13 protein-coding genes are annotated in these 11,424 nt (G+C 60.2%); 2 read left to right on the forward strand and 11 right to left on the reverse strand.

Annotation, left to right across the window (positions count from 1 at the left end; genetic code table 11):
* Position 1 precedes the first annotated feature (1 nt).
* Positions 2–1,525 (forward strand): PAS domain S-box protein, encoded by a 1,524-nt coding sequence (locus ACHZCJ_RS00985; RefSeq protein WP_159643604.1) that lies wholly within the window; start codon positions 2–4, stop codon positions 1,523–1,525.
* Positions 1,515–2,153, forward strand: a complete 639-nt coding sequence (locus ACHZCJ_RS00990; RefSeq protein ID WP_159647934.1) for a response regulator transcription factor — start codon at positions 1,515–1,517, stop codon at positions 2,151–2,153. Before ACHZCJ_RS00985 ends, ACHZCJ_RS00990 begins: the two co-directional genes overlap by 11 nt.
* A gap of 2 nt (positions 2,154–2,155) precedes the next feature.
* Here ACHZCJ_RS00990 and ACHZCJ_RS00995 read toward each other — a convergent pair whose 3' ends face one another.
* The 11 genes from ACHZCJ_RS00995 to ACHZCJ_RS01045 form a co-directional block, all read right to left on the reverse strand.
* Positions 2,156–2,389, reverse strand: a complete 234-nt coding sequence (locus ACHZCJ_RS00995) for a hypothetical protein (protein WP_321323106.1) — start codon at positions 2,387–2,389, stop codon at positions 2,156–2,158.
* The gene (gene ccoS, locus ACHZCJ_RS01000) at positions 2,386–2,538 is read right to left on the reverse strand and encodes a cbb3-type cytochrome oxidase assembly protein CcoS (protein ID WP_159643599.1); all 153 of its coding nucleotides are present in this window, start codon (positions 2,536–2,538) and stop codon (positions 2,386–2,388) included. The genes ACHZCJ_RS00995 and ccoS overlap by 4 nt, the downstream gene beginning before the upstream one ends.
* Complete coding sequence (locus tag ACHZCJ_RS01005) at positions 2,535–4,658, reverse strand: heavy metal translocating P-type ATPase (protein WP_321323109.1); 2,124 nt, start codon at positions 4,656–4,658, stop codon at positions 2,535–2,537. Before ACHZCJ_RS01005 ends, ccoS begins: the two co-directional genes overlap by 4 nt.
* Positions 4,655–5,131: a FixH family protein gene (locus ACHZCJ_RS01010; protein ID WP_321323112.1), complete on the reverse strand. Its 477-nt coding sequence runs from the start codon at positions 5,129–5,131 to the stop codon at positions 4,655–4,657. The genes ACHZCJ_RS01005 and ACHZCJ_RS01010 overlap by 4 nt, the downstream gene beginning before the upstream one ends.
* The gene (ccoG, locus tag ACHZCJ_RS01015; RefSeq protein ID WP_321323115.1) at positions 5,128–6,585 is read right to left on the reverse strand and encodes a cytochrome c oxidase accessory protein CcoG; all 1,458 of its coding nucleotides are present in this window, start codon (positions 6,583–6,585) and stop codon (positions 5,128–5,130) included. The genes ACHZCJ_RS01010 and ccoG overlap by 4 nt, the downstream gene beginning before the upstream one ends.
* The gene (ccoP, locus tag ACHZCJ_RS01020) at positions 6,572–7,507 is read right to left on the reverse strand and encodes a cytochrome-c oxidase, cbb3-type subunit III (RefSeq protein WP_321323119.1); all 936 of its coding nucleotides are present in this window, start codon (positions 7,505–7,507) and stop codon (positions 6,572–6,574) included. The genes ccoG and ccoP overlap by 14 nt, the downstream gene beginning before the upstream one ends.
* Positions 7,500–7,661 carry a cbb3-type cytochrome c oxidase subunit 3 gene (locus ACHZCJ_RS01025; protein ID WP_159643588.1) on the reverse strand — a complete coding sequence of 54 codons (162 nt, stop codon included), beginning with the start codon at positions 7,659–7,661 and terminating at the stop codon, positions 7,500–7,502. The genes ccoP and ACHZCJ_RS01025 overlap by 8 nt, the downstream gene beginning before the upstream one ends.
* Positions 7,658–8,392, reverse strand: a complete 735-nt coding sequence (gene ccoO / locus ACHZCJ_RS01030) for a cytochrome-c oxidase, cbb3-type subunit II (protein ID WP_159643586.1) — start codon at positions 8,390–8,392, stop codon at positions 7,658–7,660. Before ccoO ends, ACHZCJ_RS01025 begins: the two co-directional genes overlap by 4 nt.
* 13 nt (positions 8,393–8,405) lie before the next feature.
* On the reverse strand, positions 8,406–10,064 hold the full coding sequence (ccoN, locus tag ACHZCJ_RS01035; protein ID WP_321323124.1) for a cytochrome-c oxidase, cbb3-type subunit I: 1,659 nt from the start codon (positions 10,062–10,064) through the stop codon (positions 8,406–8,408).
* Positions 10,065–10,163: 99 nt separating this feature from the next.
* Entirely contained in the window at positions 10,164–10,859 is a 696-nt protein-coding gene (locus ACHZCJ_RS01040; protein WP_321323126.1) for an endonuclease/exonuclease/phosphatase family protein, read from the reverse strand.
* An 18-nt stretch (positions 10,860–10,877) separates the two neighbouring features.
* Complete coding sequence (locus ACHZCJ_RS01045; RefSeq protein WP_159643580.1) at positions 10,878–11,423, reverse strand: DsrE family protein; 546 nt, start codon at positions 11,421–11,423, stop codon at positions 10,878–10,880.
* Position 11,424 lies beyond the last annotated feature (1 nt).

Below are 11,424 nucleotides of genomic sequence, written 5' to 3' on the forward strand. Positions count from 1 at the left end.
AGTGCGCGAAACGATCGTTCAAGGCACGGACCGGGCATTCCATCCGGATATTGTCCTGTCCGCCTTCCCGCATTTCGTCATGATAGTCGATCGCAACCTGCAGCCTATCAATTGCAGCGCGGTCGGGCTGAAGATATTCGGTGTGTCCAGCCTTGCAGATCTGCCGGATGGTGCGCCTGCCGCCTGTGTGGCACCGGACCACCGCCCGCTGTTCGAAAGCCGGATGGATAGCGCGTTTGCTTCCAGCACCGTCGACCCGTTCGACGTGTCGCTGCAACTGCCGGACGGCCGGCGGATATATGCGGAATGCAATATCGCTGGTCTGTCCAGTCCGCAGGGCGAGATAGATGCCGTGATGGTCACATTCCAAGACGTGACAGCGCTGCGGAACACGAAAAGCAAGCTGGATCAGGCCAATTCGATCTTGCGATCGATCCTGACGACGATCCCCGACGCTATGGTGGTGATTGACGAGGCCGGAATGATCAGTTCGTTCAGTGCAACGGCTGAAAAAATGTTTGGCTATGAACAGCAAGAGATCATCGGGCAGAATGTCAAGCTGCTGATGCCCGAACCCTATCGGGCGGCGCATGACGGCTATATCGAACGCTATCTCGAAACGGAAGAGAAGCGGATAATCGGCATCGGCCGGACAGTCGTCGGATGCCGGAAAGACGGCACGACCTTCCCGCTGCAACTGGAAGTCGGCGAAGCGAAAATCGGCGACGAACGGTATTTCACCGGCTTCATCATCGATCTGACCGAAAAAACCCAGACCGAGGCGGAGTTGCAGTCGCTGCAGCAGGATCTGGCCCATGCCTCGCGGCTCAGCGCGGTAGGAACTCTCGCATCCTCTCTGGCGCATGAAATCAACCAGCCATTGACCGCGATAGCCAATTATCTGTCGGCCGCGCGCGACATGATGGATGGCGATCTGACCGAGAACCGGGAGTTTTTCCTCGAGGCGCTGCAGGAAAGCGTGTCCGAGAGCCTGCGCGCCGGTACGATCGTCCGGCGGCTGCGGGAATTTGTCTCGCGCGGGGAGATCAACCGGCGGATCTTGTCGATTTCCCAGGTGGTGGAAGATGCGACCGTATTGGGCATGATCGGCGCGCAGGAACGGGGCGTGAAATTCTCCATCGATATCGCGCCGGACACCAGTTATGTGTTTGCCGATCGCGTGCAGATTCAGCAGGTGATGGTCAATCTGATGCGCAACGGCATCGAGGCAATGACCGACAGCGCCGAGAAAAAACTGCATATCGGCGTTCGGTCCATCGACGACGCGCGGCTCGAAATTGCCGTATCGGATAGCGGGTCCGGCATTGACGAGGAACTGGGAGAACGGATTTTCGACCCCTTTGCCAGCACCAAGGGAACCGGTATGGGACTGGGACTTTCGATCTGCCGGACAATCATCGAGGCGCATGGCGGAACCATTACTGTGGAACCCAATCCGGAAGGCGGAACGATCTTCCGGATCACATTGGAAAAAGCGGAACGGGAGCAGAATGATGAGCAGTGAGCGGCTGGTCTATATTGTCGATGATGATGATTCCGTCCGGCGGTCGGCGGCATTCATGTTGCGGCACGCCGGGTTCAAGGTCGAACCGGTCGAGTCCGGCGTTGCCTTTCTGAAAATGGCAAAAGGCGCACAGCGAGGCTGTGTTTTGCTGGATGTGCGCATGCCGGAAATGGACGGGCTGCAGGTGCAGCAGCAGATGATCAAGGACGGCATCGACATGCCGGTGGTGATTCTCACCGGCCATGGTGATATCGAAATTGCGGTTCAGGCGATGCGGGCCGGAGCGGTCAACTTTCTCGAAAAGCCCTATGAGAAAGAAGCTCTGATCGCCGCTATGGAAGAGGCGTTCGTGCGGCTGGCAGACAGAGATCTGAAGGAAATGGCGGCTTCCGAAGCGAATGTCAGGCTGGCCTGCCTGACCGGAAGGGAACGGGATGTGCTCAATGGCCTATTGGCCGGACTGCCCAACAAGACCATTGCCTATGATCTCGGCATCTCGCCGCGAACGGTTGAAATCTATCGCGCCAACATGATGGAAAAACTGCGGGTGCGCAGTCTGGCCGAAGCCTTGCGGATCGGTTTTGCGGCCGAACGCATCGAGGATCACGACCCTCCGGTCGATAGCTGAGTTCAGCTTTTCGAATTTTTTTTGCGCGAAAGGCAGGCGTGGCAGGGCTGCGCGCAATCCTTGTCGCCATTGTCCCGCTTCACGGGAATGGAAATATCGCGCACGGTTCCATCGGCAGAACATAGTTTGATTGTCATCACCTCCGGACTGGCCGCCAGCGGCGTAGCGGCCATCGGCAAGGCGATGGCGATAATCGCATAGCGGCTCAATCGGGATATCCTGATGCGGCCTATCATGATGGCTCGTCTTCCTCGTCGATCAGCACCCGCTGCGCCGCGCCGTCCAGATCCTCGAACTGGTCGTTGCGCATCGCCCAGAAGAAAAAGCCCAGACCGCATAGCCCCATCAATAGAGCCACCGGAATCAGGATCGCCAAGCCACTCATTTTGCTGAGCCGTACAGACGCAGGGCGTTGCCGACGACGATCAGGGAGGACAAGGACATGGCGATGGCGGCGATCAGCGGCGTCACCATCCCGGTCAGCGCCAATGGTACGGCGATGATATTATAGCCGATAGCCAAAGCAAAATTCTGGTGGACGATCTGCATGGTCCGGCGCGCCACCGTTACCGACAGCGCTACCGGCATCAGCGAAGCGCTGGTGAAGACCGCATCGGCGGCCTGCTGGCCGACGTCGCTGGCCGAGCCCGGCGCAATCGAGACATGGGCCGCAGCGAGGGCAGGGCCGTCGTTCAGCCCGTCACCGACCATCAGCACCTTGTGGCCGCTGTCGGACAGCCGCGTGATCGCTTCGACCTTGTCCTGTGGCGAAACCCCGGCCTTAGCTGCTAGGCCCAGCGCATCTGCAACACGTGAAACGGAGCCGATATTGTCACCGGAAATTATCGAGGCGGGCAGTCCGAGGGCTTGCAGTCTCGCCAGCGCAGCCGCTGCGTCCGGCCGGATATCATCCTTCAGATGGAGGATCACTGTGTCGCTACCCACGCTTAGCTGGCTGGACAGATGATCCGCGGATTTCTCTGGTTTCCCGAGCATCACCGGCCGGCCGTCCCAGCGCGCCTTCATGCCTTCACCCGGCACTTCCTCCACATCGTCCAGCCTGGCCGGAATGATGTTTTCCGCCTGCAAGGCCGTGCGTATTGCTTTGCTGATCGGGTGATGGCTGGCCTGGGCGAGAGCGAGGGCAATTTGCTTCTGGTTGAGGCTCAGATCATCGAGATTGACCGGCACCGGATGACCCAGTGTCAACGTGCCGGTCTTGTCGAACAGTGCATAATCGGCTTCTGCCAGACGCTCCAGCGCGCTCCCGTCCTTCACCATCACGCCCTTGCGCAGTAGAGCACCCGAGGCGACGACTTGCGCTGCCGGTACCGCGAGCCCTAGCGCACAGGGGCAGGTGATGATCAGCACGGCGACCGCAATGAGCAGCGACTGGTGCCAGCCGGCGCCGACAATCATCCAATAGGCAAAGGCGAGCAGCGCGAGGCTGTGGACCGCAGGCGCATAATAGCGCGCGGCGCGGTCGGCAATGCGCACATAGAAGGAGCGGTGTTGACCGGCTTCATCCATCAATCGGGCAATGTCCGACAGGCTGGTGTCCTCGCCGGTGGCCGTGACCCGTACGACCACGGGTGAAGACAGATTCAATGTGCCAGCCAGCACCAGGTCTCCTTCGCCTTTCGGCTGCGCTTCGCTCTCGCCGGTCATCAGCGAGCAGTCAAAGCTGCTGCTTCCTTTCTCGATCACCCCGTCGGCGGCAAGATTGCTACCAGCTGCGACCATCATCCGCATGCCCGGACGCAGGTCCCTGGTGGCCACCCATTGGGTCGACCCGTCATCCATCAGCACCATCGCGCCCGGGGCCGTCTGTTTCAGCAACGCGCCGATACCTTCGCGCGCGCGATCGCGCATCATGCCGTCCAGAACCCGCCCGGCGAGCAGGAAGAACAGCAGCATGACCGCGCCGTCGAAATAGGCGTGGGCACCGCCGGTAGCGGTCTCGTACAGGCTCAGGCCAGTGGCCAGCAAAATGCCGATCGAGATTGGCACATCCATATTGGTCCGGCCGTAGCGCAGCGCCATTGCTGCCGATGCAAAAAACGGGCGGCCCGAATACGCGATCACCGGAACGGCAATCAGGGCGGACAGCCAGTGGAACAGATCACGGGTCACGCCGGTCGCACCGGACCAGACGCTGACCGACAGCAGCATGATATTCATCATACCGAAACCGGCGACAGCGAGCGCGCGGATCAGTTTGTCGGTGCTGCCCTTCTCCTCGGAGAGGGGATTGTCGGCGAGAATCTGGGCTTCGAACCCGAGCGCCTCGATTTTCTGCTTCAGCTGGTCTTCAGCCAGCTCGGGCAGATGCGAAATGGCGACTTGCTTGGTCGAAAAATTGACCCGTGACGAGAGGATGCCCGGTTCGCCGTTCAGACCGTTCTCGATCTTCGCTATGCACCCGGCGCAGCGGATCGCCGGTACAGCGAAGCGCGAAATGACCGCTTGCGCCTGGGCGTCGCCGAGGGGCGTGATCGCGTTCATCGGATATCCCGCACCACACGCATATCGTCGTCACCCCGTGAGATGATGATCTTCATTTTCCAGCGACCTTCCGGAAGCGGCTGGACGCTGCGATAATCTCCGGCAGCGCTCTGGAAAAAGTCGATTTCAAAAGGATCGGTACGGCCGACAGGATGCTCCGCAAGGGCGGTAATTGTAGCACCCTGCAGGGGCGTTCCATCAGCGCTGCTGACGGTGAGGCTGGCCCTGTCTTCCTGCCGGACGGCCGGGGATACGGTCCAGCCGTGCGCTTGCTGCTTTCTGGCCTGCTCCAGCCATTCGTTATATTTCTGGCTGGCGACATAGCTGTTATCGACGATCGTGCCGCTGAACGTCGAAAGGGCTGATCGCGCCATGAACAGGTTCACGCCCACCACCACCGCAAAAAAGGCGACGATCATCGCGGTGGCGTGATAGCCGGTAAATTTTTTCGTCACGCTTTCTTGCCCGCTCATTCGCCTGTCTCCGGTCGTTCGAAAAATACTTCGTCAATATCGTTCGCTTCGGCATCATCCGCTGCGGTCACGGTCAGGGCAAAGTCTTCCCGCACCGGACCTTCGCCTGGCGCCGCAACAAAGAGGCGCAGTCGCGCGACGCTGTCGGCGGGAACCTTGGTGACCAGGGTCTTGCCCGCACCGTCGCGGGATCCGGCGTTGGACCACATCACCGCGCCCTTGAGCTCGGTCATGCCGATGACCATGTCGCGCGGGCGGTTCTCCATATTGCGCAGATTGATCGTATAGCTGTTGCGGACATGGCCGTCGGCCAGCTGGACATAGACCGGGTTGCGGTCGTGATTGGCGCTGATATCGATGCGCGTCCGGTTGCCGACCGCGAACAGCATCGCCAGTCCGATCGCGCCCCAGATCGAGAAATAGAGGAGCGTGCGCGGCCGGAACAAGGTCTTGAGCACCGGATTATGGGCCTTGCCGGCTTTTTCCAGTTCGGCGTCTTCCAGCGTGGCATAGTCGATCAGGCCGCGCGGGCGGTTGACCTTCTCCATCACGGAATCGCAGGCGTCGATGCACAAGGCGCAGGTGATGCAGCCGATTTGCGGCCCCTCGCGAATGTCGATACCGGTCGGGCAGACCGCGACGCACTGGTTGCAGTCAATGCAGTCGCCAAAGCTGCCCGGCTGGGCCTCTGCCTTTTTCACGCTGCCGCGTGGTTCGCCGCGCCATTCCTTATAGGTGACGGTCAGCGATTTTTCGTCCATCATTGCGGTCTGAATGCGCGGCCAGGGGCACATGTAGATGCACACCTGCTCGCGCATGAAGCCACCGAAGATGAAGGTGGTGAGGGTGAGCACGCCGACCGTGGCATAAGCGACAAAGGCGGCCTCACCGGTCCAGAAGTCGACGACCAGCGTGGGCGCATCGGCAAAATACATGATCCAGGCACCACCGGTCCAGAAGGCGATGAACAGCCAGACCGACCATTTTGCCAGGCGCTTGCCGATTTTCTTTGGTCCCCAGGGCGCGTCCTGCAGCTTGAACTGGGCGTTGCGATCGCCGTCGATGGCGCGCTCGACATGCTGAAACAGGTCGGTCCAGACGGTTTGCGGGCAGGAATAGCCGCACCAGGCGCGGCCGACGGCCGAGGTGACCAAGAACAGCCCGATGCCCGCCATCACCAGCATGCCGGCGACATAATAAAATTCATGCGGCCAGATCTCGATGCCGAACATGTAGAAGCGCCGGTTGGCCAGATCGACCAGCACGGCCTGGTCGGGGGCGTAAGGTCCGCGATCCCAGCGGATCCAGGGCGTGATATAATAGATGGCGAGGGTGATCGCCATGATCACCCATTTCAGTTGCCGGAATTTGCCGTTAACCGCCTTGGGAAAGACACTCTTGCGTGACTCATAGAGTTTCAGCTCGGGATCGAGAACTTCGTCAGGACTGCTCATCACCGTCACTTTCGACCGGTGTTGTCGCCGTTGCCTCTAGCGCCGGCAGCTTTTCACCGCCACCAAGCGAGTAGACATAGGCCGCCAGCATACGGATCGTCGCGCTATCCAGTCGCTGTCCCCAGCGCGGCATCACGCCGTAACGGCTGTTGGTGATCGTGTTGGTCAGCGACGCGCGGTCGAGACCATAGAGACTGATCGCATCGGTCAGATTGGGCGCGCCCTGCGTGCGGTCGCCGGTCCCATCGGAGCCGTGGCAGATCGCGCAATTCGCTTCGAACAGCATCGCTCCGCGGGTGGCCGCAGCGCTCTGCTTCTCCCGGCCCGCGAGGACGCGGACATGGGAAACCAGATCCTGGATTTCGCCCGGCTGCAATATGCCGTCACGTCCGAAGGCCGGCATTTGCGAGAAGCGCGTCTGTTCGTGGTCCGGGTTACGAATGCCGTGGATCAGCGTGTATTCTATGGCTTCCAGATCGCCGCCCCACAGCCAGTCGTCGTCGTTCAGATTGGGATAGCCCGCCGAACCGGCAGCACCGGAACCGTGACACTGGACGCAGTGGACCTTGAATGCCGACCTGCCGCCTTCGACGGCCTGTTGCATCAGTTCCGGACTGCCGTGCAGCTTGCGGATATCGGTCGATACCAGCGCCTGCCGGATCGGCTCGAGTTCCCGTTCGCGAGCCGAAACGGCCTGTGCATATTCGCCGCGGCTGCTCCAGCCGAGCAGGCCTTCGCTGGCCGAATTGACCATCGGGATTGCGGGGTAGAGGATGACATAGCCAATCGCCCATATGATTGTGGCGTACAGGGTCCACAGCCACCAGCGCGGCATCGGTGTGTCGAGTTCCTCGATACCATCCCATTCGTGTCCGACGGTTTCGGTGCCGGTTGGTTTGTCGACGCGTTTGTTCTCAGACATCTGTTTTGTCCTCGTCAAAAATCATATGGGCGGCTTCTTCGTGGTTGCGGCCGGCTCCCGGGCGGAAAGTCCATCCCACCAGCGTCAGAAACACCAGGGTCATGAACAGCAGGCCCCAGCTGTCGGCGAAATGGCGCAGCGCTTCATAGTTCATCGGGCCTGCTCCTGTGCTTCGCCCGCCTCGAAGTCGACCAACGTGCCGATCATCTGCAGATAGGCCACCAGTGCGTCCATTTCCGTCAGCTTGTCGGGGTTGCCGTCAAAGTCGCGGATCTGCACCTTGGGATAGCGCTTTTCGAACTCTGCCGAACTTGCCATCGGGTCGGCCTGGGTCAGCAGATCTTCATTGGCCTTCTCGATTGCCTCTTCGCTATAGGGAACGCCGACCCGGGTCAGGGCGCGCAGATGGGCGCTCATGTCACCGGGTTCCAGCTCTTTCTCGGCGAGAAAGGCATAAGGCGGCATGATCGATTCCGGCACCACGGCGCGCGGGTCTTTCAGATGCTGGACATGCCATTCGTCCGAATAGCGGCCGCCCACCCTGGCCAGATCCGGTCCGGTGCGTTTGGATCCCCACTGGAACGGATGGTCATACATCGATTCTGCTGCCAGCGAATAATGGCCATAGCGTTCGACCTCGTCCCGGAACGGCCGGATCATCTGGCTGTGACAGGTATAGCAGCCTTCGCGGACGTAGATATTGCGGCCCGCCTGCTCGAGCGGCGTATAGGGGCGCACACCTTCAACTTCCTCGACCGTATTGTCGATCCAGAACAGCGGCGCGATCTCGACAATGCCGCCGATCATCACCGTTACCAGCGCCAGAACCGCCAGCAGCGTGATGTTGCGCTCGATCTTTTTGTGCTTTTGCGTGAGTGTGGTCATGTTTCTGTCTCCCTCACTCTGCCGGTGCCGCGACCAGCGGCTTGTCGGCGGCTTCGTCATAAGGCGTTTGGGTCATGGGCTTTTCGTCCCGGACCCGGCCGGCAAGAGTCATCCAGACGTTGTAGACCATGACAACAGCGCCAGCGAGATAGAGCAGGCCGCCGGTTGCGCGGATCATATACATCGGGAACATCGCCGAGACGACTTCGCTGAAGGCGTAGACGAGATAGCCGTCGTCGCCATATTCGCGCCACATCAGACCCTGCATGATGCCGGCAACCCACATCGAGGCGGCGTAGAGAACGATGCCGATGGTCGCGAGCCAGAAATGCCAGTTCACCATGCGCAGGCTGTACAGGCGCGGATGGCCCCAGAGGCGCGGCACCATGTAATAGAGCGCGGCAAAGGTGATCATGCCGTTCCAGCCGAGCGCACCGCTGTGCACATGGCCGATGGTCCAGTCGGTATAATGCGACAGGCTGTTGACGGCCTTGATCGACATCATCGGGCCCTCGAAGGTGCTCATGCCGTAAAAGGCGAGGGCAAGGACCATCATCCGGATGATCGGATCGGTGCGGATCTTGTCCCAGGCGCCGTTCAGTGTCATCAAGCCGTTGATCATGCCGCCCCAGCTCGGCATCCACAGGACGATTGAGAAAACCATGCCCAGCGTCTGCGCCCAGTCGGGCAGCGCGGTATAGTGGAGATGGTGCGGACCAGCCCAGATATAGAGGAAGATCAGCGACCAGAAGTGGATGATCGACAGACGGTAGCTGTAGACCGGTCGTTCCGCCTGTTTCGGCACGAAATAATACATCATGCCGAGGAAGCCCGCGGTCAGGAAAAATCCGACCGCATTATGGCCGTACCACCATTGGGTGAGCGCATCCTGGACCCCGGAGAAAGCGCTATAGCTTTTCGCGCCGAGCAGGCTGACCGGCATGGTCAGGCCATTGACCACGTGCAGCATGGCGACGGTCAGGATGAAGCTGAGGAAAAACCAGTTGGCGACATAAATATGCGGCTCGGACCGTTTGACGATGGTGCCGATATAGACAACCGCATAGCTGACCCAGACGATGGTCAGCCAGAGATCGACATACCATTCCGGCTCGGCATATTCCCGCGACTGGGTGACGCCCATCAGATAGCCGGTGGCGGCCAGCACGATGAACAGCTGGTAGCCCCAGAAAACGAAACGGGCGAGGCGGGGGAAGGCCAGCCTCGCCCTGCAGGTGCGCTGGACGACGTAAAAGCTCGTCGCAATCAGCGCATTGCCTCCGAAAGCGAAAATAACGGCAGAGGTGTGGAGCGGACGCAGGCGTCCGAAGGTGGTATATTCCAGCCCCAGATTGAGCACGGGAAAGGCCAGTTGCAGGGCGATATACAGACCGACGGCAAAGCCGGCCATGCCCCAGAACAGGGTAGCAATAACGCCCCAGCGGACCGGATCATCATCATATTTCCCGGGATCAGCGGGCGCCCTTAATATCCCGCGCCCGATGGCGGCATAATCAGCCTTGCTGATCGTCACCCATAGCGCGATCAGGCAGGCGGTCATGATAATGCCCATATGTACGGCGAAGCCGCCATCGGCGGCCATTACCATGGCAATGAATGATAAAAATACGAGCGCCAGCCATCCGCCGGCTTTCCCTAGTAAACTGTCCATAACGTCCTTCCCCGTTGTGTGGGAATGGCGCTACCAGCCAGTCGTGTCCGGCAATATAGGTAGAGTTACGTAGGCCGGAAAACTTTCCCGGCCAGGCGCCTAGCCGCGCATGAGATTGGCCCAGACGGGCAGATGATCGGAGGCTTTGCGCGCCGCCGGACTGTCATGCACGCCGGCGGTGGTGCAGTCGAAACTGCCGGAATGCATGATCCGGTCGAGCGTGGCAATCGGGCTGCGTGAATGAAAGCTGCGCCCGCAATCGACCATATCGAACGCCTTGCCGAAATCCTTCAGGCAACCGCCGGCTGCGCTCCATTCGTTGAGATCCCCCATCAGCACCACCGGCACCTCGCGTTCCTTTTCCTGTGCGAGCTTGATGATGGCTGCGGCTTGCCGCCGGCGCCACAGTCCGGACAGATCGAGATGCATGCCGAAAACCGCGAGTTGCTGGCCCGCCAGTTCACAATGCGCCATGATCGCCCCGCGCGGTTCGAGACAGGGGATGTGCATGATATCATGCGCAATCACTTCGGCGGAATTGCGGACAAGTATCGCATTGCCGTGCCAGCCCATCGAATCGGTCTGCACGTCGAGCGGAATCGCGCGATAGTCGCTGTGCATTTCCAGCAACTTCTCCGGTATCGCGGCGGCGCGTGCTCCAAAGCGGCGATCCGCCTCCTGTAGCGCGATGATATCGGCGTCTATCTCGTTCAGGACATCGATGATACGGCCCGGATTGCGCCGGCGGTCCGTACCGATGCCCTTGTGAATATTATAGCTTGCGACCTTCAGCATGAGGCGTGTGATGCCGTTTCAGAAAGGATTGATGCTATAGCCCTGCTGTTGCAGCAAGGCATGGGCGGTCATCGCGGACAGGGACATTTTTACGCCCGGCAGCAGGTCGGCAATGCTGATGCCATGGGCGGCCGCGCTCTGGCCGCAGAGATAAAATTCTACACCATGTTGCTGCAACCGGGCGATGGCGGCGGCGCTGGCATTGGTTCTGCCATCCTTGTGCGCCCCGAAAAATTCCTGGCTGGTGAGATCGAAGGACGCACCGCCATGGACGACGATGGCAAGACGGATATTTTCCTGCGGAACGCCGGCGGCGACATGCATGTTGATGAAGCGGGCGGCGCTTTCAATCGTGCGGTTGATCTTGTCCGGTTCGGCCGCCGCTGACACGTCAAAGGCTATGGCAAAACGGGTTTCGGCGGAAACGGGCTCGCTCTGCTGGACCGGTGCGGTCGGCCCGAATGTCTCGAATACCGGTCCGGTCTTGAAATTCTCCATCTGTGCGGCGGCGGGATAGCCCATCGTCAATAGAGGCAGCAGGATCGTCAGTCGTTTCTTGTACATT

The sequence above is a fragment of the uncultured Parasphingorhabdus sp. genome (assembly GCF_963677535.2).
Classification (GTDB): Bacteria; Pseudomonadota; Alphaproteobacteria; order Sphingomonadales; family Sphingomonadaceae; genus Parasphingorhabdus.

Excerpts from the sequence above, each read along its gene's own strand:
- ACHZCJ_RS00990 (WP_159647934.1), top strand. The coding sequence starts at position 1,515 with ATGAGCAGTGAGCGGCTGGTCTATATTGTCGATGATGATGATTCCGTC.
- ACHZCJ_RS00995 (WP_321323106.1), bottom strand. The coding sequence starts at position 2,389 with ATGATAGGCCGCATCAGGATATCCCGATTGAGCCGCTATGCGATTATC.
- ccoS (WP_159643599.1), bottom strand. The coding sequence starts at position 2,538 with ATGAGTGGCTTGGCGATCCTGATTCCGGTGGCTCTATTGATGGGGCTA.
- ACHZCJ_RS01005 (WP_321323109.1), bottom strand. The coding sequence starts at position 4,658 with ATGAACGCGATCACGCCCCTCGGCGACGCCCAGGCGCAAGCGGTCATT.
- ACHZCJ_RS01010 (WP_321323112.1), bottom strand. The coding sequence starts at position 5,131 with ATGAGCGGGCAAGAAAGCGTGACGAAAAAATTTACCGGCTATCACGCC.
- ccoG (WP_321323115.1), bottom strand. The coding sequence starts at position 6,585 with ATGAGCAGTCCTGACGAAGTTCTCGATCCCGAGCTGAAACTCTATGAG.
- ccoP (WP_321323119.1), bottom strand. The coding sequence starts at position 7,507 with ATGTCTGAGAACAAACGCGTCGACAAACCAACCGGCACCGAAACCGTC.
- ACHZCJ_RS01025 (WP_159643588.1), bottom strand. The coding sequence starts at position 7,661 with ATGAACTATGAAGCGCTGCGCCATTTCGCCGACAGCTGGGGCCTGCTG.
- ccoO (WP_159643586.1), bottom strand. The coding sequence starts at position 8,392 with ATGACCACACTCACGCAAAAGCACAAAAAGATCGAGCGCAACATCACG.
- ccoN (WP_321323124.1), bottom strand. The coding sequence starts at position 10,064 with ATGGACAGTTTACTAGGGAAAGCCGGCGGATGGCTGGCGCTCGTATTT.
- ACHZCJ_RS01040 (WP_321323126.1), bottom strand. The coding sequence starts at position 10,859 with ATGCTGAAGGTCGCAAGCTATAATATTCACAAGGGCATCGGTACGGAC.
- ACHZCJ_RS01045 (WP_159643580.1), bottom strand. The coding sequence starts at position 11,423 with ATGTACAAGAAACGACTGACGATCCTGCTGCCTCTATTGACGATGGGC.